Source organism: Bacillus sp. FSL K6-6540 (assembly GCF_038007545.1).
In genome coordinates, this window is the sequence record NZ_JBBOXH010000001.1 from 959523 (window position 1) to 982342 (window position 22820).

Below are 22820 nucleotides of genomic sequence, written 5' to 3' on the forward strand. Positions count from 1 at the left end.
GTTATCGTTAATACTATCTTAAAGCCAAGACAATCAATGCAGCACCTGTTCAAGATCCATCATGGATGGGTGAAAGGAGGAGACTGGACATGATAGGAAATGTATATCCACCCGAGAATCAGGGCAAGGGCTCACTCGATGGAGGAAGGATAACGGAGTTGAAGCCGATCGGTTTCTCCGGAGAAGGGTCAGCCGTGACCCGGGTAGGGCCGCTTTTCTATTGGTCCTGGTTTCGTGCGCCCGTCGAAGGTTATATCGCGTCTCATCCCCATCAGGGTTTTGAAATCGTGACTTATATGATTCAGGGAAAGTGCGACCATGAGGATTCGCATGGTACGCACAGCATAATAGGGCCAGGAGGCCTGCAATTGATGAGGGCCGGTTCCGGACTTACGCATGAGGAACTTCTGACCGGGCCGGATGCAGAAGGATTCCAGATTTGGTTTGAGCCGTATCTTCGCGATTCATTGAAGCAAAACCCTGCCTGTCGTCAGTATCGTCCGGACTCCTATCCGGTAACCCGTATCCAGGGGGGATTGGTCAAAACGATGATCGGCGGTTCCGCCCCAACCGATCTGTCCGTGGACGTGAAGATGCTGGATATTCAAATTCTGGCCGGGCACGAAGCACGATATGAACTGAAAACCGGCAGGCGCGCGGCTGCGCTTGCCGTAAGGGGAGCCGGCAGCTTTAGCACGGAAGAGGATAGCCTCCTGTTTCATCATCGGGACTTTATGGTAATCGATACGGTGCCAGGTGAGACGATAAGCCTTAAGGCGCAAGAGAATGTCAGGGTCATCCTGATTGACGTACCGGAAAACCCTGGATATCCGCTCTATTCCAAGCGGCCATAGGGTCAAAAGTTTACAATATTGTAGTGGAATGAAATTGAGAAGGTACGATAAACTAGAGCCTGTCAGATGGGGTATCCGTCTGATCAGGCTTTTTTTTTAAAAACAGTATGACAGGGAATAGAGGTCATCTTCCAGGCAGCAATCGCAAGGAAAAATACATATATTTGGTAAGCAGAAAGACCCAACAAAGAAATCCGGACTTCTTTAGGCCGGACTGGTTGGGTTATTTTGGCATGTTTTTTTCTATAATAATCTATTTATACTAAATTCAAGTATAATAAGAGACTAAAGTCCTCCTCTTTACCAATAGTTGGCATGTGTTTTTGTGAGGATGGTAGCATGCGTCCCGAGACACAGCCTGTCTATAATGATTGCGGGATCACGAAAATGACATTTTCGTCATTCCACAATCAAACGAGATGGGGGAGATCGTTATTTTCTCGAAAAAAAGATTTAAACAATTGATGGCCGGAGCGCTGTTATCAGCAGCGGTTCTTGGTTCTTACGGATATGGGTCTGTGAATGAAGTGTCTGCTGCCAGCGTGCAGTCTGTAACCAAAGGTGTAGCAAGCTCGAATGTGTACATGCGCAATAAGCCTTCGACTTCGGGTAAAGTCGTTGACCGCGTGCATAAGGGTGAGCGCGTTCAAATTCTGGGCAAGAGCTCAAGCTGGTATAAAATCAAAACTTCGGACGGCAAGCAAGGATATGCTTCGTCTAAATATATTAACCAAAGCAGCGGATCTTCTAACACTTCCGGCAATTCGGGAAGCACGGCGCCTTCTGCGAGCACAAGCGTTGAAAAAGTAATCAGTGCAGGCATGAAGTATCTGGGCACGCCGTACGAATTCGGTTCTAACCGCAATTCAACGAGTACCTTTGACTGCTCGGCATTTGTTCGCCGCGCATTCATGGACGGCGCTAACATTACGCTGCCAAGCGATTCCCGCAAGCAAGGGCAGTACGTCAAAGATAAAGGAACGGCTGTTTACAACGTCAATCAATTAAAGCGCGGGGATCTGGTATTCTTCATGAGCTACCGAGGTTCGTCGGCTTCCGCTTATGCCGGATTGGACAAGTCCAAACAGCGGATTACGCACGTAGCGATCTATCTGGGAGACAACAAGCTGCTGCATACGTACTCGAAACAATCGGGCGGGGTCCTCGTAGGTAACTTCGGCGATTCTTGGAAACACCGCTTCATGCACGGCGGAAGCGTACTATAAAACATCGTTCCATGGATAAGATTTATCCATGGTTAGAATAAAAACAGAAGGACTGTCCGGTTGGGAGATCTGAACGATCTTTAACGGGCAGTCCTTTGTGTTATGCGATTTGCATTTCGCTTTCGATTTCAGTAAGGTGGACAGTAGGAACGGGACAACAGCATGAAGATAGGAACAGGAGGGACGATGATGAACGGTGGGCAGCGTTCCAATATCAGACCGGGGCTTGAGGTTGATATCGTACTGAAGCAGGACCAGAGAACGGGAAAATTAACCCGCGGCGTGGTCAAAGATATTTTGACCAATTCGCCCAACCATCCGCACGGCATTAAAGTACGTCTTCAAGACGGCCAAGTGGGACGGGTGAAGAACATTTACGAGTCGTAACATTCGATGCGCTTCGAGACTAAAGGCCATAGGCGCCTGGGATATAGCAAACCATTTGCTGTATCCAAAACTTCGCAAATCTGAGGAGTTTTGGATGCGGCTTTTTTGCATTTCCATGCAACATTGCTCACGATCCATCCGTCTGGAGGTTGAGGTGAACAAAAAAGATGAGAAGATACCTTTATATGGGGTTTATCTTGATGTTGATGTTAACGGGCTGCGCGAAGCAGGAGCTACAGGGGGCAGATCCGACTGGACCTTCATTGAATAAAGCTGCCAGGGGGAGTCAGGCGGAAATGACCGACGGGGACTTCGTGTATCGACTCGTTAGCGAGAAAGAGGAGTATGAACAGGGAGATCAAGTTCAAGTATACGGGGAGCTGGAGTATATCGGCAAAGAGGATGAGATTACGATAGGCCATGCGGCCTCCGCTTTTTATTTCCCGATGAAAGAGCTCACAAGAGACTACAACATCAGTTATGCCATGAACGAGCCCTATATTACAACCAAGCTGAAAAAGGGCGAGCCGCTGCGCGAATATTACAAAATCGGCGGTGGATACGACAGCAGGGACGACAAGAAATTCAAAGATTTCATCCATTCGCTGAAGGATGGTTTTCCGGGCGGGCGCTACGTCGTCTACGGATCCGCGGATTTCGTGATCGATGCCATGTCGCAGGGCGCGAGTCAGAGCGGCTCGGACGGGGAAGAGCCAAAGCGCTATAAGATACAAGCCGAGATCGAATTCAGCGTAAGCGAAGAGAAGAAATAAAACAAAGGGGTAACCGGCAGATTCTATGAACCTGCGGGTTACCCCTTTTAGCATGCTTATTGGAAGCCTTGGCCTTGATGTGTGTTAGGAAAACCTTGTTGGCCGTATGAAGGCTGAATATGCTGTGTTTGGTTGTGGGCTTGAACGGAGTACTCGACTTGTTTAACGATCTGGGAGATTTGCTGATACTGCTGCATCGCCTGTTGATGGCCTTGAAGGGCAGTTTGGATCATCTGCGCCGCTTGACGCTCACGCTGAGCGAGTTCCTCGAGTCGGGCCGCATTTTGCTGCTCTTGCTGCATCAGCTGCTGGTACATAGCCGAGCCCTGCTGCGTTTGCTGGGTCAGCTGCTGAAGAATTTGCTCGCACTGACGAATTTGCTGCGAAATTTGCGAATTGTTGTTATTCATTGGATACATGGCGTGTATTCCTCCTAAGAATTGTGGTTTCAATCCTCGGTTAGTGTACGGAAGAATACGTCAAATCATCCTGAATTATAATGTGAGCTGCCCTTCCAATATATGGACAAATTCCTCCAAAAAGGCTTGATCCTCTTGGTCGAAACGGTTCTTGAGCGGACTGTCGATATCCAGAACGCCATATAATGCGCCATCCACCATCATGGGCACCACAATCTCGCTGTTCGAAGCCGCATCGCAGGCAATGTGCCCCGGGAACTCATGTACGTCGGCTACAAGCAGTGTCTGCTGTTTAGCCGCAGCGGTTCCGCAAACTCCGCGATTCATCGGAATCCGGATGCAAGCGGGCAGTCCTTGGAATGGCCCGAGCACCAGCTCTTTGCCATCATAAAGATAGAAGCCGACCCAATTCGTATCGGACAGGAACTGTTTAAGCAGCGCAGATGCATTGGACAAGTTGGCAATGGCATTCGGCTCGTCGTGGATAAGTGCTTTCAACTGATTCAGGACCTGGGCGTATTGCTCGCTCCTAGTGCCTTCATAGGGTGTGTTTTGAAACATTGGATATCCGCCCTTCCTTCATTTGCGTTGATTCATTCACCTTAGTATAAGTATATGATATTCGTCAAGGGACAAGCCATGGGAAGAAAGGCTCCGGCGAATCCGGCTGATTCCTGACCATGTCGCAGGGGTAATGTATGACATGACCAGGTATCAATTCAATCAGGTGGAGGGAGAGAAGATCGAATGCGCGCAGACGTTCAAAATTTGTTTATCGGTATTCATATGCTCTATCACGCCCATGAGCGGGACCTTACGATCAGCGAGATGCAGCCCGAGCTGGAGCGTCATGGATATAAGGTCGGCGACCGGGAGGTTAAGCATGAACTCGAACGCTTGACCGAGGAGAACTTCCTGACGGCGCACGGTGAGGGGTACAGCCTCACGGGAGCCGGGATCGAGGAGTTCAAGGAAATCCAGATCAGGCTTAAGGAGCTTTGCGATGAAGTGCTTAAACCGGTGAACCCGAAAAAGGCCGATTCCATGGCGTAGGGCAGATAACAGCATAACAATTGAAAAAAGCCCCCGACTCACGCGGATCCAGCGTGCAGTGCGGGGGCTTTTTGAGCCGCCGTCCTATACTGTCTCAAGGGATCCGTCCAGCTCCAGTTGGAAGGTATTTTGGGCTGGCGCTGCTTCCGGCTGCGCTGCGCGGGCAGCTGCCGGCAGCGGTGCCTGGACGGGTTGATCTATATGTTCACGAAGGAAAGAGTGCACGCCTTCCCGATATTGCTCGGGATCCACATGATAAGCATTCGCATGGATAGCGCCTTCGATAAGAAGAAGTTGTTTCGGGTCCGGTTTGGCTTCGTACATCTCGATGCTCATTCGGGTAGGCACGTAATTATCCTTGGTGCCATGGATGAACATAACCGGAAGCGTGCTGTTCCGAACAGCACGGATCGGGCTGACCTGATCGAGGCTGAACCCGGCTTTACGCCGAATTCTGGCGTTCACCCAGGACAGGAACGGCACGGAGGGGATTTTGTTGATGCGCGTAAGCTGATGCCGCATTAAATCCGTCAAATCGGAATACGGGCAATCCGCGATGACAAGCTTGACCTGCGGATCGGCAATGGATAAATACTCCAGCACGGTTCCGCCTCCCAGCGATTGTCCATGAAGCCCGATTGCCACATCCTCGCCGTATTTGCGGGTAATCCAGCGCACCCACGCCTGCACGTCGTGTTTCTCATAATAACCGTAGGTGGTATAGCGTCCTTCGCTTCGTCCATGCCGGCGCTGATCGATCAGGAGCACGTTGTACCCCTCTTCCGTAAACAAATCAATGAATTGGGTGGATACGGCTCGCGAACCGGTATAGCCGTGGGCAAGAAGCATCCAGTGCTTGGAGCCGGGATTGTTTAGAATGGCTGCGCCGCACAGCTTCAACCCGTCAAAGCTCTTGATCGCCACTTCGTTCTTTTGAAGCGATTCATATTTCTCTCTGCTGTACAGTCCGGCTTTTTCCAGCACCGTGAACAGCTTGAGGTCATTCTTTACGCGCATCCGCGTAATCTGCAGATATCCGATTTGCGTAATGGCAGCGGCAATGACAACGACGGTGAACAGCAAGACAATCGCGATATACATACTCAGATGACTTCCTCCTTCTTCCGCACTGTACAAGGGAGCCGTGACAAGCATATTGACGGAAGCCTCCCGAATCCATCAATATATATACATCCAGCTCTAAGATGTTGATGGGGGACCAGGATACGGATTGATTTTCGCTATACTCTTTTATACACGCACATAGTATCACCGGAAACAGCCGATGCAAGTCAGTTTTTTTGCGAGGGGGTGGAATACCATGTACAGATGCGAAGGAATCGTTCCGGAAATGAAAGGGCGGCGGATCCGGCTGCGAAGGATGGAGAGGGAGGATGCGGAAGCGATGCTGGGCTGTTGGTCCGATCCCGCCGTAACCGCCTTTCTGGATATGCCCGTCATGGATTCAGCCGAGGACGCAAAGGCACTGATTGAGTGGCTGCAACGGCTTGCCGAGCAGGACGAAGCCATTCGCTGGGGCATCGAGATCACCGAAACAGGCCAATTGATCGGCAGCTGCGGATTTAATATATGGCAGCTGGAAGGCGCGTTCAAGGGCGAGTTTGGGTGTGAGCTGGCAAGCGGTTATTGGGGGAAGGGCTATATGACCGAGGCGGCCGAACTGGTTGCGGCTTTCGGGTACGCGTCCATGGGACTAAATAGAATCGAGGCTTTCGTCGATTCAAGAAATGAGCGTGCATGCCGATGGTTTGCGAAGAACGGTTATATGCGCGAAGGAGTGCTTCGCGATTATCGCCTTACGTCCGGCGGTTATGTCGATGCCGTCGTTTTTTCGCGATTGAGAAGAGAATGGAACACGCTATAAGAGAGGCAGTTGGTGGAATATGCTGATTCAATATGAGAAGGGCGGCACGCTTCTTCATCGATATGATCCTTTAAGCAAGCTGGTGATCCTGTTCTGTACAGCGGTAATCGCCATGCTGCTCGACCAAGCCTGGCAGCAGGCGTTGTTTCTCCTGTTATGCATCGGCCAAGCCCGATTCGCCGGCCAGGTGTCTTGCAAGCGTCTGCTGGGAGGGATCCGGCTCATTGCAATCGTTGCGATACCCTACTTCATTCTGACCAGCTTGACGGTCCAAGGGGACACCGTATGGCTGCAGTGGGGACCCATCACCCTGACGGTTGAGGCTCTGAACGCCGCGGGTGCCATGTCGCTCCGGATGTTTACGTTGTTTTTGACCTCGATGGCGTATATCTTGACGACGGATCCGAGAGAACTGGTTGCCGAGCTGACCCGACGTCTTCGAATTCCTTACCGGTTTGCGTTTGGCGTATCCGCTGCGCTGACCTTCATTCCGCTGTTGGAGGAGGAGGGTGCCCATATTCTGGCTGCCCAGCAGGTAAGGGGCCATCGACCGCCCAAGGGACTCGGAAGTCGCATCGGCTACGGATTGAAGTTTGTTTCGGCTGTCCTGCTTAATGCGCTGCGTCGTGTTCAGCAAACGGCGGGCGCAATGGAATCCAAAGGATTTGGCGCATACCCGGACCGAACCTATCGCACGGAGGTTAACATTCCTTCATGGGCGGTCGCATCGGCAGTTATGTATGTACTGGCAACGGTTTTCGTGTGGTGGATTGCCTAAATTGTTAACCTTAAAGAACGAAAAATGGGTTGACGTTAAGAGCCGAAGTGTGCAAAATATGAAAAGAAGCGTTGACGTACGCTAGCACAGCCGCCGACGGCGGCTGGTATGAAGGAGGACTACCTTTGAATTCATCATCACAGAAAAAATGGTTTGCTTTTACGACGCAGGAGATTATCCTGATGGCAATGCTTGCTGCCGTTAATGCCGTTCTCACCGTATACATAGGGCCGGTTAACAAGCTGTTGAACAGTCTGGGCGGACCCATCGCCACTTCGACGACGACGGGAATCTACATGGTTTATGGACTCTTGGCTTACTACATCATTCGTAAACCGGGAACGGCGGTTGTCACGTTTGCGATCGGCGGCACGATTCAGGCTCTGACCGGTACGGTATACGGCATTGCTTCGTGTTTTGTGGCCGCAGGCTGCTACATGATCGTGGCGGAGACGATTTTCGCGATCTACCGATACAAAAAATGGAGCGCCGGCGCTCTCATGCTGGTTGGCGGGGCGATGGTACCGCTCTGGTTCCTGTTCGCGGCCAACATGTTCGGGTATACGTCCTGGCCGGTCGAAGTGCTTGGCATTGCGCTGGTGGTGCGTATTCTGAGCGGCGTTCTCCTCTGCGGCCTGTTAACCAAGGTTTTAGGCGAGGCGTTAGTGAAGACGGGCCTGCTTCGCCGGTTCGCCGTCGCCGTTAAGGGATAGCCCGATGTCGGGAACAAGGGTGACATGCCGGGGACTGGGATTTCTCTATGACGGAGAGGAACGTCCGGTTATCCACGATATGAATCTGGACATAGCGGAGAACGATTGGGTCGCGATTCTTGGTGCCAGCGGCAGCGGGAAGTCGACGCTGTGCCAGCTGTTATGCGGCCTTCTTCCGCGGAGCGGCGGAGGCGCAAGAACGGGGGAAGTGCTGCTGGACGGCATGGATCCTGCAGCGGCGCCGATAGCCGACGTAGCGGATGCGGTCGGGGTGCTGTTTCAGGATCCGGATGCCCAGCTCGTTCAGGGGATCGTCGAGGACGAAGCGGCCTTCGGTCCTGAAAATATGCGGGTTCCGCCCGCGGAAATCGAGGAGCGGGTGGTGCAGTCCCTTGCGGCGGTCGGGCTGCTTCACCGCCGGACCGATCCGGTGCGCAGCCTGTCCGGCGGACAGCGGCAGCGCACGGCCTTGGCCGCGGTGCTGGCGCTGCGCCCGCGGCTCTTCGTCTTCGACGACGCCTGCGCCAGCCTGGATGCCGCGGCGCAGGCGAACTTCCTGCAGCTGTGCCATAAGCTGCAGGCGGAGGGCCGGACGCTGATCACCGCGTCCGGCCGCTTTGACGATGTCGCGCGCGCCGCTGGGCGCGTCATCGTCCTGGACGGCGGCACCGTCGTGCAGGACGGGCCGCCGGAGGAGCTGCTGCACCGCTGCGGGGAGCAGCTGGTGCAGCTGGGCTTGCTGCCTCGGCCCGCAGGCGAGGCAGCGAGTGCCGCCGGGGACAAGCCTGTCCCGGCAGCAACTCCCCCGCATCCGGCAGCGCGCCATGCGAAATTGCCGGTCCCCGCAGGTTCCGCGCGTGCGGCGGTATCCCATGCGGGCAAGCCAGTTCCTGCAGGTTCCGTACCTGCGGGGAGATCCCATGCAGAAGGCGCCAGGCTGTCTGCCGTCTCCCCGCTGCTCCGGATCGATTCGCTGACGTTTGCGTATCCCGGCGGCCGGGAGGCGCTGCGCGATATCGATGCGAAGATTGATCCCGGCGACTGGGTGCTGCTGACCGGCGAGAACGGGTCGGGCAAAACGACGCTCAGCCGCCTGATCATGGGCCTGCTGCCGTCTCCGGCAGGCAGCATTCGCTGGCAAGGGGAAGATACGAAGGGAATGGCCGTTTACCGCAGGGCCGAGTTGATCGGCTACGTGTTCCAGCAGCCGGAATATATGTTTACGGCCCCGAATGTTTGGGAGGAGCTGATCTACAGCCTCCATGGCGGGATGTCCGTGAAGAAGCGCCCGGAGCTGACGGCCGGCCAGCAGCAGCGGGCGAGGTTTCTGTTAGAGATGGCCGGACTTACGGATCGTCTTCAAATGTCTCCTTATTTGCTTAGTCAGGGCGAGAAGCGTCTCTTAAGCATCATCAGCCAATTGATGCTGGAAAGACCGCTGTATATCCTGGACGAGCCGACCTCGGGAATGGACTATGCCGCCATCGATAAAGTAACCGAGCTGTGCCGTTATGTCATCGGGGAAGGCTCGGCCATCCTGATGATCACGCACGATCCTGAACTCATGAAGCAACATGCCACTTCCTTTATTCATCTGCGGAGCGGGAAAATGTCTGTGCAACCTTAGCGGTAACCTTTATAATAGAAATGTTACATGATGTGAAAGCGCTCCTGGTATCGGGAGACGCTTTTATGCTGTTGGCCCCGTGTTTGTCCTAATAGGATCGGCAGGGACAGGAGTCATGCCGGGGCCGTCTAGAGTAAAGGGGACGAAGGAACGTGGGTGTATTAAGACAAGACAAACGCAGTTATATCCTGGTCGGTATTCTGTTATCCACTTTTATGGCTGCAATCGAAGGAACGGTTGTCGGCCCGGCGGGTCCGGCCATTATCAGCAGCTTCGGCAGCGTAAGCCTGATGAGCTGGATTTTTACGGCCTATCTGCTGACGATGGCCGTAACGACGCCGATCTTCGGTAAAATAAGCGATTTATATGGACGCAAGCCCGTATTTTTATACGGCTCGCTGATCTTTCTCGTAGGCTCATTGCTGTGCGGCCTGTCGCAGAACATGACGCAGCTGATCATTTTCAGGGCAATCCAAGGGATCGGAGCCGGCGCGGTTATACCGGTGACCTTCACGATTGTCGGAGACATTTACAATCTGGAGGAACGAGGGAAGATTCAAGGGATGATCAGCTCCGTTTGGGGAATTTCCTCGCTGATCGGACCGCTGCTTGGCGGGTATTTCGTGGATTACTTGTCCTGGCACTGGATCTTTGTTTTTAATGTTCCGTTCGGGCTGTTATCGATATGGCTGATTTTCCGTTATTTCAAAGAGGAGCGCAACGCCCGCGAAGTATCGATCGATTACGGGGGGGCGGCCCTGTTTACCGTGGGAATGACCGCGCTGCTGTTTGCGCTCGCGGTCGGCGGCGGAGAGAGCTATTCCTGGAATTCTCCGTTCATGCTCGGTCTGATGATCGGTTCCGTGGTGCTGCTCGCTGCGTTCCTGGTGGTGGAGAACAGGGTGAAGGAGCCGATGCTGCCGCTCCATCTGTTCAAGATCCGGGATATTACAGTATCGACGATAGCCAATATTCTGGTAAGTGCGCTTATCATCGGGTTGACCACGTATTTGCCGCTGTGGATTCAAGGCGTTCGTGGCGGCAACGCCACCTTGTCGGGTCTGACGCTGGCCCCGATGTCGATCGGATGGCTGATCGGCTCGATCATCAGCGGTCGCCTGATCGTTAAATCCGGCTCCCGGAAAACGGCGCTGATCGGCGTTGTGCTCCTAATCATCGGAGCGGTGGGATTGGCGTTCATGCATAAGGATACGGCGCTGGGCGTGCTGCTGGTCTTTACGTTCATTTATGGCGTCGGCTTCGGTTATATCTCCACCTTGTTTCAGATCATTGCGCAATCCTCGGTCGGCTATGAGGTTCGCGGAGCTTCCACGGCGCTGAACTCCTTCATCCGGACGTTCGGTCAGACCGTTGGCGTAGCGGTGTTCGGATTATGGGTCAATGCGGGAATCGCGGGCAGGCTTGCCGCTGAGCCGGATGCGGCCGGCATTACGAGCGACGACATTAACAAATTGCTCTCCCCGCATGGAATGGCCGAACTGCCGGAAGGGTCAGGCAGCCTGTTGAGCGGAATACTGGAGGGAAGCCTTAATTCCCTGTTCGTGGTGATGGCCGTGATGGCGGTGATCTGTATGTTGATCGTGGCCGCCTTCCGCAATGCGCCCCCTGAACCGGAGGCGGGAGAGGAACAACCGTCAGGCCATTGATCGATGGACGCATGTAAGGCATATATTTCATAATAAAAATGTAACAGGACCCCGGTCTCTTTGAGGCCGTGATCCTGTTTTTTTGTTGGATGCGCTCTTTGTGGGCTGCGCAAACGTCCATGTCGTAACAATCCCTTCGAAAGTGCCCGAAATCTTGCTTTTATGCCCTACACGGCACAGGGCGAACTCCGATATAATAAACATATTTCGCTATAAATGACTTCTCACACTACATAAACCAAGGGGCTGCCGATGTATGTCCAAATTTAATCTGTTCCGAAAAATCGTCCTGTTCATTTTTCTGATGTTGATTCCGATTGTCGGCCTCTATTTCTATTCGAACCAAACCACGACGAACGTGCTCAGCAAGGAGCTCAGCCAATCGAATACGAACCAGCTTGTTTTTTTTCAGAATCAGGTGAATACCAATATCGATATTTTGGCATCATGGCCGAATTTGCTCCTGCATGACCCGGACATCTCAAGCTTTCGGGATATCTATTTGCAGGATAAGTATCTAAACCTGGACGCGATTAATCTGGTGAAGCAAATTCAGACGAAGCTGAGCATACAGGAGAGCTCTTCGAACTGGCGGAGCCATCTGGCCATTTATTCCCCATCCCTCGGGCGGGTGGTCACCGAAAGCGATGCCGGGTTTTATTCGCCCGAGGAGCTTGCGGAGGACGTGAAGCCGGGGTGGCAGGTCACTCCTTATTACGAGGGGAGCGACCGGCGTTTCCTGTTTGTCTGGTATTCGGTAGCACCGTATTCCACCCAGCATCGTACGGGCAAGTCGAATACCGTGATCAAGGTTGAATTCGACAGCACCAATATCCAGGATATGCTGGACCGCTTTAAGAGCGACGGAAGGAGCGATCCGTTCTACTATAAACCGGATTCGGGCGTGATCTACAACCGTACCGCAGACCAGGAACTGATTAACCATATGATGGCGGAGCTGGATCGGGAGCCGCTCGAAGACGTGGAGAACCGCGTGAAGGAAGTGGGCGGCAAAACCTATTCGGTCAGCATCGTATTATCGGAAACGACCGGATGGTATTTGATAGACTATATTCCGCTATCGGACATTATGAAGCCGATCCATACGTCGAACAGGCTCTTTTATATTTCGATCGCAGCATTGCTCCTGATGAGCTGCCTCGCCGCATATCTGCTGTACTCCCAGGTTCAGGTTCCGATCAAGCAGCTGGTTTATGTGTTCCGAAGGCTCCAAGCCGGGGATTACGGGGTGAGGATGAAGGTAGCGGGCCGTAACGAGTTCAGTTTTCTGGCCACGAGATTCAACTCGATGGTGGAGCAGATTCAGGAGCTGTTCGAGCATGTATACATGGAGAAGATCCATGTCAGGGAAGCGAAGCTGAAGCAGCTGCAGTCCCAGATCAATCCCCATTTCTTCTACAATTGCTTCTCGTTTATTACCAGCATGGCGAAGCTTCGGAAATACGAAGCCGTAGTGGCGATGTCGCACAGCTTATCCCGGTATTTCCGCTACACCACGCGTCAGGAAAGGGAACTGGTTCCCTTGTCGGACGAAGTGGAGTTCGTTACGCATTATCTGGAAATCCAGCAGATGCGGATGAGGCGTCTCCAATATCATCTTGTTTTGACGGAGGAAGCGGAAGGCATGGAGATCCCGCCGCTGGTCATTCAGCCCTTGGTGGAGAATGCCGTGCTGCATGGCATTGAACCTCATTCGGGCGACGGTGAAATCAGGGTAACCTTCCGGATTGTGAACGGTCTGGCCTGCATTCAAGTGGATGATAACGGAATCGGCATGAACGGGGAGAAGCTGGCCGAGCTGGAGGCCCGGCTGAACAGGCCGATGGATCAGGAGATGGGCTGCGGCGTCTGGAATGTTCACCAGCGCATGCGGCTGCGTTATGGCGAAGAAGCCGGCCTGCGGTTTGCGGCATCTCCGCAAGGCGGCGTACGGGCTGTGCTCTACTGGCCATTGCCGGAACGCTTGGGAAGGAGCAATCAAAGTCAGGGCAGGGGGCAAAGAGTCGATGAATATCTTATTGGTTGATGACGAGAGTTATGTTACGGAAAGTTTATATCAGACGATACCATGGCGTGAGCTGGATATTGAAGAAGTGTATCAGGCTTCTTCCGCCCTGGAGGCGATCGACCTGCTGGAGGAGCAGGACATCGATGTGGTGGTTACGGATGTTCGGATGCCGGTGATGACCGGCCTGGAGCTGATGGAGACCATAACCGAGCGTTGGACGCATATCCGCTGCATTTTACTTACGGGTTATTCGGATTTTGAATATGCCAAGCAGGCGATTCGGCTGCAGGCATCCGATTACATTTTGAAGCCGGTGGACGATGGTGAATTCATGCGAAGCGTGAGCTCCGCCTTGGCGTCGATCCAGGAGGAGCGGAAGGAGCTTGGGCATTTCCATCAGCTCATGTACAGCCGCAAATCGGATCTCGGCATTCTGCGAAACAGCCTCATGCATGATCTCTTGCTGGGACGCGAGATGCCGCGACATTCGCTTGATCACAAGCTTCATGAATATGAAATTCCGCTCCGAACAGATCAGCGGACGATCATGCTGCTGATCCAGCTTGGGCAGAGGTTTACGGGGATGGACGACTATTCGGTGGGCCTGATGGAATATGCCATCGGCAACATTGCTGAGGAGGTATTTGCCGAGCTGCTCCATGTGTGGTCCTGTAAAACGCCGCATCATTGTTTGATTCTATTGGCTCAGCCCAAGAGAGTGCCGAACGCTGGAGATATGGAAACATTCGCGGATTCCCGCGAATTGAAACGGTATATAACCCAGTTTCAACAGGATGTGGGCAGCTATTTGAAGGGAAGCATTTCGGTTTTCGTGTCAGCCTCCTTTGATTTTCCGGGGGAACTGGGATCCGTTTACCGGTCGGGATTAAGCTCGCTTTACCTCTGGGGAAACGGAGGTCATGAAGTTATCCGATTCGCCGAAGACCACGATGACCGGCTGCATGAGCCTGTATGGGACGTTACCCAGGCGTTTGCAAAGCCGCCCAGCCTGCTGCATCTGCTGGAAACAAGGCAGTGGGATGCCGCCCGCGACAAAATAGAACAAGTCTTTGCAGAAGTTGAAACCGCATTCATCGGGCAGACGGCGTTGTATGAAATATTTTTATCGGTTGCGAATGCCTTCATGTACCTTGCTCACAAGCAGGGGCATTACATTCATCAGCTGGACCAGGCCGGCTGGGACCCCTTATATATTCAGCAGGTGGTTCAGTCGGCTGCCAAGCTGCGCTCCTGGTCGCTTGATATGCTGAATAAACTTCATGATATCTCGTCCGAACAGGAGACAACGAGCAAGAGCCATATCATCAAGCAGGTCCAGGAGATGGTGACTGCCGATTCGGGTCACGACCTGTCCGTCAAGACGATTGCGGACCGGGTATTTCTGCATCCGGTATATTTATCCAAGATTTATAAGAGCGAAACCGGAGAGGGACTCGGCGATTATATCATCCGCAAGCGAATGGAGCGGGCGTTATATCTGCTGAAGCATACGAACAAGAAGATTTATGAAATTACCGCTGAGCTCGGATACCAGAATCCGCAGTATTTCAGCAAGATGTTCCGGAAGCACTACGGAATGACCCCGAACGAATACAGAGACCAAGGATGTTGCTAAAGGTGCAGAAATCTTCGATTCGTGACATAGGATGCGGCTGCCGGCCCCTCTATAATTAAACATGTAATCCATAAGGTGGTAGAAGGGGGATTTAACGATGACCGCTAGAAGAAAGAAATGGTTCCCGATCCTGGCCGCGTCCTTGCTCCTGGCCGGATCCTTGGCCGGATGCTCCGGCGGCGAGCCGAAACCGGAAGCGGCGCAGCAGCCGGCCGAATCCAAAACTGAAAACGTCTACAAAGAGAAATACGATCCGGAAGTTACGATTACGACGGTGTGGGGCGTCGATCCGACGCTTCAATTCAAGAATGGGGAAACGATCGAGAACAATGTGGCTACGAAGTGGGCCAAGGAGAAGTTTGGCATCAACATCAAATCGTTGTGGTCCATTACGGATACCAACGGCGCTTTTGCAACCAAACTGCGGCTGGCCATGTCATCCGGACAGGAAATGCCGGATATCGTCACGCTCGGCACCGAAAATCAGCAGCTGGCCCAGGATTTGATCGATTCCGGCATGTTTGCCGAGGTCGGCACGCTGTTTGACCAGTACGCATCGGAAACGTGGAAGAACGCGATGAATCTGGATCCCAACGTGTGGAATCAGTACAGCCGGGACGGTAAGCGAATGGGGCTTCCGGTTCTGGATTTTGCCTATAATCACGACTATGTATTATGGATCCGGCAGGATTGGCTGGACAAGCTGGGGATGAGCGCACCGAATACGATGGATGAGCTTGAGCAGGTCATGGATGCTTTCAAGAATCAGAACCCGTCCGGTCTTGTTCCGGATAAAGTCACGCCGCTGAGCATCGGCTTCAAAACGTCCATGAGCACCTGGATGGGCGATCCGTCATGGATATTCGGCGCTTACGGAACGCTGCCGCAGCAGTGGAACGTGGCTGAGGACGGAAGCCTGGTATACGGCTCGGTCCATGCGGGCATGAAGCAGGGCTTGGTGAAGCTGAACGAGTGGATGAATAAAGGATACATTCCGAAGGAAGCCGCACTGTGGGATGAGAACAAAACGGCGGAGCCGGCTGTAGCCGGAACGGCCGGCATCATTCCGGGGCCTTACTGGATGAGCGGCTGGCCGCTGATCGATACCGTGAAGAATGCGCCGGAAGCCGTCTGGAAGCCTGTCCAGATTCCGGCTGGCCCTGACGGCATTGCGATGCGCCATGGAACGCAGTATACGAACGGCGTTACCCTGATCCATAAAGATATGGAGCATCCTGAGGCCTTCTTCACGTATCAAAACTACTTGTTCGATAACTTTGCTGTATCCAAGGAAGGCGGCGAATTTGCCAACGGGCTGTTCGAGGGCTACGACTTCGAGCTCGATGCCAATGGCGAAATGGTGCCCAACGATCAGATCCAAGGCGGTTACGTGAATGTCGTCCGTTACTTGCTGGTCCGCGACGGTGCCCGCATTCCGGACGAGCAGATGAAAGCGCTGCTGAAGCTGGCGAAAGGCGGGAAGCCGGAGAGCCGCCTCGAAAAGGACGTGGCGGTCAACTATGGCAAGGATACGCCTGCCGCTGCGGAAGTGCTGCTCTCCCAAGAGGAGATCTCCAAGAAGAACATGTTTACGGGACCGGTAACCGCCACTATGAAATCGAAGTGGGATTATCTCCTGAAGATCGAGAACCAAACCCTGAACGAGATCATTTACGGCAAACAGCCCGTTGAATCTTTTGATACGTTTGTGGAAACGTGGAAAGCCGGAGGCGGGGAACAGATCACCAAAGAGGTTAACGAATGGTATCAAAGCGTGAAGTAGTTGTGGTTACCGAGTAATGAAGGGCGGCCTGCTTAGGGCCGTCCTTTTTGTTCCATGTAAGACGCTGCAAAATGATTGCTATCGTGCCATGAATATTGGTTTTGTGGGCTACTGCGCCCCGTGGGACGGGTCCTATAATCAAGAGGTAGATTGATTTAACGGGAGGATCTTGGATGAAGAGGATGAAAAAAACGTGGCCTTTCCACGTCATGCTGCTGCCGGCCCTTATCTGTCTGTTCTTGTTCAGTTATTTGCCGATGGGCGGCATCATTATGGCTTTTCAGGACTATAAGCCGTGGGAGGGCGTTGGCGGCTCCGCATGGGTGGGCTTGGACAATTTCCGATACTTGTTTGAAAGGCAGGACAGCATGCAGGTCATATGGAACACCTTTGTCATCGCGGTGATGAAAATCGTGTTCAATCTGCTGATTCCGTTCGTGTTTGCCATTCTGCTGAATGAAATCCGAAAAACGGCGCTTCAGCGGAGCATCCAAACGATGGTGTATTTGCCCCACTTTTTGTCCTGGGTCATCCTGGGCGGAATTTTGATCGAAATGCTCGCCGTCGACGGCTTTGTTAATCGAATTCTGGCCGCTGTCGGCATCGATCCGATCTTTTTTCTCGGAGACAATAACTGGTTCCGGTTCACGGTGATCGTATCCGACGTATGGAAGGAGTTTGGCTACAATACGATTGTATTCCTGGCTGCGCTGGCCGGCGTTAGCCCGACCCTGTACGAAGCCGCGGAAATCGATGGAGCGGGACGCCTGAAACAAACGCTTCATATCACGATCCCTTCCATGATTCCCATCACGATCGTTGTCGGGACCTTGGCGCTCGGCAACATCCTGAATGCCGGGTTTGACCAAATCTTCAACCTGTACAATCCGCTGGTATACGAGAAAGGCGATATCATCGATACCTTTGTATACCGAACAGCGATCCTGAATGGCGAGATGGGGTTCGGAACGGCCATCGGCTTGTTCAAATCCGTGATCAGCATGGTCCTTATTCTCGTATCCTATCGGCTGGCCTACAAGTGGGCGGGCTACCGTATATTCTAGCAGAGCGAAAGAGGGAGAGCCATGTACCATAAAACGATGGAATACCGCATATTTAACGTGTTTAATACCTGCTTGCTTGTCTCGCTGGCCATTCTCTGCATCATTCCGCTGCTTCATGTGCTGGCGATTTCGTTCAGCTCCAAAGCCGCTGCCGACGCCAGTCTGGTGGGATTATGGCCGGTCGATTTTTCGCTGGAAGCTTACAAAAAAACGATCAATAACCCGGCATTTCTACACTCGATCTGGATCTCGATTGCACGTACCGTACTGGGAACGGCTTTGACGCTTGCCGTGACGTTTCTGGCCGCATATCCGCTGTCCAAAGAGAACCGCGTCTTCCGCAGCCGCAGTGTTTATTCCTGGCTGTTTGTGTTCAGCATGGTGTTCAATGGAGGCCTGGTGCCGTTCTATATCGTGATTCAGAAGCTGGGCCTGATCAACTCCTTCTGGGTGCTGGTGATCCCCGGCACCGTGAACACCTTTTTGGTGATCCTGATGCTGAACTTCTTCAGGGGAATTCCGAAAGAACTGGAGGAAGCGGCTTTCATCGATGGAGCCGGCCATTTCAAAACGCTGTTTAAGATTTATTTGCCGATCTCGCTGCCCTCGATTGCCACGATTGCGCTGTTCAGCATGGTGTTCCACTGGAACTCGTGGTTTGACGGGCTGCTGTATCTGAACAATGCCAAGGATTTCCCGCTGGCGACCTTCCTGCAGACGGTCATTATCCAGCGGGACATGAGCTCGATGAGCATGAGCCCGAAGGAGATGGAGCTGTTGTCCCAGACGACGGTGAATGCCGCACAGATCTTTATCGGCGCGGCGCCCATCCTGCTGGTTTATCCTTTTTTGCAGCGTTTTTTCGTTAAAGGGATGACGCTGGGTTCTGTCAAAGAATAAGAGATGCGATCCTATCAGGAAACAGGAGGTTTAACCTACTATGAAACGAACGTTTAATCCGATTAGCTCGAGCGTTCCGCACATGCTGCATGGCGCCGATTATAATCCGGAGCAATGGCTCCGTTATCCCGAAGTGCTCGAAGAGGATATCCGGCTGATGAAGCTGGCGAATTGCAACGTGATGTCCGTCGGCATATTTTCATGGGTTTCATTGGAGCCCGAGGAAGGGGTATTCACGTTTGATTGGCTTGACGGCGTATTGGACCGCTTTGCCGACAATGGAATTTATGCTTTTCTGGCTACGCCAAGCGGCGCAAGACCGGCCTGGATGTCGGAGAAGTATCCCGAGGTGCTGCGCGTAAGCGAGAGGCGCGTTCGTAACCTGCACGGCTTCCGTCATAATCACTGTTATACTTCGCCGGTCTATCGGGAGAAGGTCCATACGATCAACAGGAAGCTTGCGGAGCGGTACGGCAACCATCCAGCCGTGATCGGCTGGCATATCTCGAATGAGTTTGGCGGCGATTGCCACTGCGACTACTGTCAGGACGCATTCCGGTCTTGGCTGCAGGCGAAGTACGCCACGCTGGATGACCTCAACCATGCCTGGTGGACCGCATTCTGGAGCCATACGATTACGAATTGGAGCCAGGTTGAATCTCCGTCGCCGCACGGGGAGACGCAGGTACATGGAATGAACCTGGATTGGAGACGGTTCGTAACCGATCAGACGGCGGATTTCATCCGGCACGAAACGGAACCCCTCCGCAGGGTCAATCCATCCCTTCCGGTGACGACCAACCTGATGGAATATTTTGAAGGACTGAATTACTGGAAGTTTGCCGATTTGCTGGACGTGGTATCCTGGGACAGCTATCCGACCTGGCATGATCAGGGCGGGGATGAGGCCGCGCAGGCATCCCGCGTTGCCATGATGCATGATATCGTCCGCTCGATCAAAGGCGGGCAGCCGTGGATGCTGATGGAGAGCACCCCAAGTTTGACGAACTGGCAGCCGGTGAGCAAGTTGAAGCGCCCGGGTATGCATTTGCTGTCTTCCATGCAAGCCGTTGCCCATGGTTCGGATACGGTGCAATATTTTCAATGGCGCAAGAGCAGGGGATCGAGCGAGAAGCTGCACGGCGCCGTCGTCGATCATGTCGGTCATGAACACACGCGGGTGTTCGGCGACGTGGCTGAGGTCGGGGACTATCTCAACAAGATGGATGCCGTTGTAGGAACGGGCATTCCGGCGGAAGCGGCCGTCATTTTTGACTGGGAGAACCGCTGGGCCATCAACGATGCGCAAGGTCCGCGGAATAAGGGAGTCAAGTATGAGGAGACCGTGCAAGAGCATTACCGGGCTTTATGGAAGCAGGGAGTCCCGATGGATGTCATCGATATGGAGCAGGATTTCTCCGGATATAAACTGGTGGTCGCCCCCATGCTGTACATGGTGCGCCCAGGCGTGGGCGAACGGATTCAACAATTTGTGGAAGCGGGCGGCACATTTGTTGCGACGTATTGGTCGGGAATCGTCGACGAGTTTGACCTTTGCTTCCTTGGCGGATTTCCGGGTCCCCTTCGTAAGACGCTCGGCATATGGTCGGAGGAAATCGATGCTCTCCATGATCACGATGTCAATGGGATCGTAACGAATGACGGAGGGGGGCTTGGCTTGGCCGAGGCCTATGAAGCCGTTGAGCTGTGCGACCTCATTCATCTGGAGACGGCGGAGGCGCTGGCCGTTTACCGGTCCGATTTCTATGCGGGACGGCCAGCATTGACGGTCAATCAGCTTGGGAAGGGCCGGGCCTATTATATCGCCTCCCGGAACAAGGAGCCTTTTCATTCCGATTTTTACAGGAAGCTCGTTGAACAGACAGGCGTCCGCCGGGCGCTGCCGGTGGAGCTGCCTTCGGGCGTAAGCTCATCCATTCGTACGGATGGAGAGTCAGATTACATTTTTGTGATGAACTTCTCTGGCGAAGCGAAGCGGGTCACGCTGGACGGAGCCGATTACCGTGATTTTATCTCGTGCGAAGCCCTAGGGGCAGAGCTAGAGTTGGCGCCTTACGGAGTGAAGGTGATCAAAAAAGGGGCGAGTGCGTAAGCCGGCTCAGCCTTCCATGTTCCGATTCGTTTCAAAACATGCCTCTTCCAGGGACAGGTGCCTTCGTGCGATGCCTGTCCCTTCATCATGCACCGCGCCGCTCATTTGCCTATTCCATGTGATCGTCCTTTCCGCACCGGATCTGACATTTCGGGCCCTTGCGCCCGGGTTCATTTTGCTTGGAAAAGGACCGGAAATGTTGGCATTATGCCCTGTGGCCCCATTTAGAAAACGCCTACAATAGGGGTGTCACTTGCGCAGTGAACGAAAAACCAAGGAGGTATCGTAATGACTGGAGTCGCGAAAGGAGTTTGGTTCAGAATGTTTCTTTGCGTGTCGATGCTTGCGTTAACGTTTGGCTTTTCGGGTAACGGCGCCGCCGAGGCGGCGCCTGCCTTTGCAAAAGGTGCGGACATCAGCTGGGTTCCCGGTATGGAAGCTCAAGGGTATAAGTGGAAGGACAAGACAGGGGTTCAGCGCGATATTCTGGACATTCTGAAGAACGATTACCAGATCAATTCGGCAAGGATCCGTGTCTGGGTCAATCCCAACATGAATGATTACATGAACGGTTATCTGAATGCGGAAAAAGCCGCCGAGCTGGCCCAGCGTGCCAAGAATAAAGGCATGAGCATTATGCTTACGCTGCATTACAGCGATTCCTGGGCGGATCCGGGACAGCAGAACAAGCCCTATGCTTGGCGTAATTTTACTTTTCAGCAGCTGATGGATGCGGTCTATTCCCATACCGTCTATGTGATGAACACCATGAAGAACAAAGGCGTGACTCCGGATTGGGTACAGGTCGGCAACGAAACCAACAACGGAATGCTGTGGGAGGACGGCAAGGCCTCAGCGAACATGAAGAATTACGCATGGCTCGTCAATACGGGGCATAACGCGGTGAAGTCCGTCAGCGGCCAGGCCAAGACGATCGTTCATTTATCGAATGGCTACGACAATGAATTGTTCAAGTGGAATATTGGCGGCTTGATCAGCAACGGCGCGAACTTCGATATTATCGGCATGTCGCTGTACCCGGAAGCGGGCGATTGGTCATCGAAGGTCGATCAGACGATAGCCAATGCCAAAGACATGACCGCCAGATATGGAAAAAGCATCATGATCAGCGAAATCGGCATGGATTACAATCAGCCGGCGGCAGCCAAGAGCTTTATCCAGAGCATCAAGACCAAGGTGAGAGGCTTAGCGGGAGGTACCGGACTGGGCGTGTTCTACTGGGAGCCTGAAGCTACGCCGGGATACAATGCGGGATACAACAAGGGAGCCTGGCAGGCGGACGGGAAGCCGACCATTGCCTTGGAAGGCTTTAAAGACTGAGCGTTTCTAACCGGTATATTGAGCAAGAAGAACCCTGTTTCCGAGAAGGAGGAAGGGTTCTTCTCTGTGTTTTTTCAGCCCTGCTGGCGCACGATCTGCACCTGTTCCGCATGTTTTCCCATTTTGCCCAGCAGTCCGATCAACTGGCGCTTCTCTTCCTCGTCCAATCCTCCCAAGGCATGCTGGATGTGTTGTTCATGCAGTGGGTACAGCTTCTGCATCAATTGCTCTCCGGACGGAGTCAGCTCGGCATAGATCACTCGTCTGTCCTCGGGGCAGGGTCTGCGGCGCACGTAGCCTTTTTCAACCAGCTTATCGACCACGTAAGTGACGTTTCCGCTCTGCAGGAGCAGCTGTGCCCCGATCTGCTGGATGGGCTGTCGGCCTTTATAGAACAGTACTTCCATTACGGCAAAAGAGGTTGGATTAAAGCCTTCGATTTTACTGCCATTCACGACATGTTCGTTGACGCTCTTGAATGACTTGGCAAACACCCGATACAGGTGCATCGCAAGCTGTGTATCGCGTTCATGTGACACCTTCATACATTCTCCCGCCTTTGGTATGGACTC

21 protein-coding genes are annotated in these 22820 nt (G+C 53.3%); 17 read left to right on the forward strand and 4 right to left on the reverse strand.

What is annotated here, in order from left to right; translation table 11 throughout:
* Positions 1-89: 89 nt before the first annotated feature.
* From MHH82_RS04190 to MHH82_RS04205, 4 genes are all read left to right on the forward strand, one after another.
* Entirely contained in the window at positions 90-854 is a 765-nt protein-coding gene (locus tag MHH82_RS04190) for a pirin family protein (protein WP_012818989.1), read from the forward strand.
* 419 nt (positions 855-1273) lie between these two features.
* Positions 1274-2080 carry a C40 family peptidase gene (locus MHH82_RS04195; protein WP_340969806.1) on the forward strand — a complete coding sequence of 269 codons (807 nt, stop codon included), beginning with the start codon at positions 1274-1276 and terminating at the stop codon, positions 2078-2080.
* Positions 2081-2269: 189 nt separating this feature from the next.
* Complete coding sequence (locus tag MHH82_RS04200; protein WP_006208161.1) at positions 2270-2467, forward strand: YwbE family protein; 198 nt, start codon at positions 2270-2272, stop codon at positions 2465-2467.
* 200 nt (positions 2468-2667) lie between these two features.
* Positions 2668-3240: a hypothetical protein gene (locus MHH82_RS04205; RefSeq protein WP_340963587.1), complete on the forward strand. Its 573-nt coding sequence runs from the start codon at positions 2668-2670 to the stop codon at positions 3238-3240.
* 56 nt (positions 3241-3296) lie between these two features.
* Here the strand turns inward: MHH82_RS04205 and MHH82_RS04210 are convergent, their stop codons facing one another.
* Together MHH82_RS04210 and MHH82_RS04215 are read right to left on the reverse strand one after the other, a co-directional pair.
* Entirely contained in the window at positions 3297-3659 is a 363-nt protein-coding gene (locus MHH82_RS04210; RefSeq protein WP_012818992.1) for a hypothetical protein, read from the reverse strand.
* Between the two features lie 75 nt (positions 3660-3734).
* Positions 3735-4220 carry a GAF domain-containing protein gene (locus tag MHH82_RS04215; RefSeq protein ID WP_009594877.1) on the reverse strand — a complete coding sequence of 162 codons (486 nt, stop codon included), beginning with the start codon at positions 4218-4220 and terminating at the stop codon, positions 3735-3737.
* 186 nt (positions 4221-4406) lie between these two features.
* Here MHH82_RS04215 and MHH82_RS04220 point away from each other — a divergent pair, with 186 nt between their 5' ends.
* A complete protein-coding gene (locus tag MHH82_RS04220; RefSeq protein ID WP_009594879.1) occupies positions 4407-4712 on the forward strand; it encodes a hypothetical protein in 306 nt (101 codons plus the stop codon).
* 84 nt (positions 4713-4796) lie between these two features.
* On the opposite strand, the gene MHH82_RS04225 is transcribed toward MHH82_RS04220, so the two are convergent.
* Positions 4797-5867, reverse strand: a complete 1071-nt coding sequence (locus tag MHH82_RS04225) for an alpha/beta hydrolase (protein WP_145040848.1) — start codon at positions 5865-5867, stop codon at positions 4797-4799.
* 166 nt (positions 5868-6033) lie between these two features.
* Between MHH82_RS04225 and MHH82_RS04230 the strand changes: the two genes are divergently transcribed.
* The 12 genes from MHH82_RS04230 to MHH82_RS04285 all read left to right on the forward strand — a co-directional run bounded on the left by MHH82_RS04230 (position 6034) and on the right by MHH82_RS04285 (position 22248).
* Positions 6034-6597, forward strand: a complete 564-nt coding sequence (locus MHH82_RS04230) for a GNAT family N-acetyltransferase (protein WP_036664465.1) — start codon at positions 6034-6036, stop codon at positions 6595-6597.
* 19 nt (positions 6598-6616) lie between these two features.
* On the forward strand, positions 6617-7375 hold the full coding sequence (locus tag MHH82_RS04235) for an energy-coupling factor transporter transmembrane component T family protein (RefSeq protein ID WP_036664464.1): 759 nt from the start codon (positions 6617-6619) through the stop codon (positions 7373-7375).
* A gap of 125 nt (positions 7376-7500) precedes the next feature.
* Positions 7501-8088 carry an ECF transporter S component gene (locus tag MHH82_RS04240; protein ID WP_036664463.1) on the forward strand — a complete coding sequence of 196 codons (588 nt, stop codon included), beginning with the start codon at positions 7501-7503 and terminating at the stop codon, positions 8086-8088.
* Positions 8089-8092: 4 nt separating this feature from the next.
* Positions 8093-9715, forward strand: a complete 1623-nt coding sequence (locus MHH82_RS04245; protein ID WP_340963606.1) for an ABC transporter ATP-binding protein — start codon at positions 8093-8095, stop codon at positions 9713-9715.
* A 152-nt stretch (positions 9716-9867) separates the two neighbouring features.
* The gene (locus MHH82_RS04250; protein WP_012818998.1) at positions 9868-11382 is read left to right on the forward strand and encodes an MDR family MFS transporter; all 1515 of its coding nucleotides are present in this window, start codon (positions 9868-9870) and stop codon (positions 11380-11382) included.
* 256 nt (positions 11383-11638) lie between these two features.
* Positions 11639-13429, forward strand: coding sequence for a sensor histidine kinase (locus MHH82_RS04255; protein WP_012818999.1), 1791 nt, complete (start codon positions 11639-11641; stop codon positions 13427-13429).
* A complete protein-coding gene (locus MHH82_RS04260) occupies positions 13410-15047 on the forward strand; it encodes a response regulator (protein ID WP_340963612.1) in 1638 nt (545 codons plus the stop codon). The genes MHH82_RS04255 and MHH82_RS04260 overlap by 20 nt, the downstream gene beginning before the upstream one ends.
* A gap of 97 nt (positions 15048-15144) precedes the next feature.
* The gene (locus MHH82_RS04265; protein ID WP_340963613.1) at positions 15145-16830 is read left to right on the forward strand and encodes a sugar ABC transporter; all 1686 of its coding nucleotides are present in this window, start codon (positions 15145-15147) and stop codon (positions 16828-16830) included.
* 173 nt (positions 16831-17003) lie between these two features.
* Positions 17004-17894, forward strand: coding sequence for an ABC transporter permease (locus MHH82_RS04270; protein WP_036664449.1), 891 nt, complete (start codon positions 17004-17006; stop codon positions 17892-17894).
* A 21-nt stretch (positions 17895-17915) separates the two neighbouring features.
* Positions 17916-18794, forward strand: a complete 879-nt coding sequence (locus MHH82_RS04275; RefSeq protein WP_340963616.1) for a carbohydrate ABC transporter permease — start codon at positions 17916-17918, stop codon at positions 18792-18794.
* 40 nt (positions 18795-18834) lie between these two features.
* Positions 18835-20907 (forward strand): beta-galactosidase, encoded by a 2073-nt coding sequence (locus tag MHH82_RS04280; protein WP_340963619.1) that lies wholly within the window; start codon positions 18835-18837, stop codon positions 20905-20907.
* A gap of 321 nt (positions 20908-21228) precedes the next feature.
* On the forward strand, positions 21229-22248 hold the full coding sequence (locus tag MHH82_RS04285; protein ID WP_445661989.1) for a glycoside hydrolase family 53 protein: 1020 nt from the start codon (positions 21229-21231) through the stop codon (positions 22246-22248).
* A 74-nt stretch (positions 22249-22322) separates the two neighbouring features.
* Here MHH82_RS04285 and MHH82_RS04290 read toward each other — a convergent pair whose 3' ends face one another.
* Positions 22323-22793 carry a MarR family winged helix-turn-helix transcriptional regulator gene (locus MHH82_RS04290; RefSeq protein WP_012819005.1) on the reverse strand — a complete coding sequence of 157 codons (471 nt, stop codon included), beginning with the start codon at positions 22791-22793 and terminating at the stop codon, positions 22323-22325.
* Positions 22794-22820 lie beyond the last annotated feature (27 nt).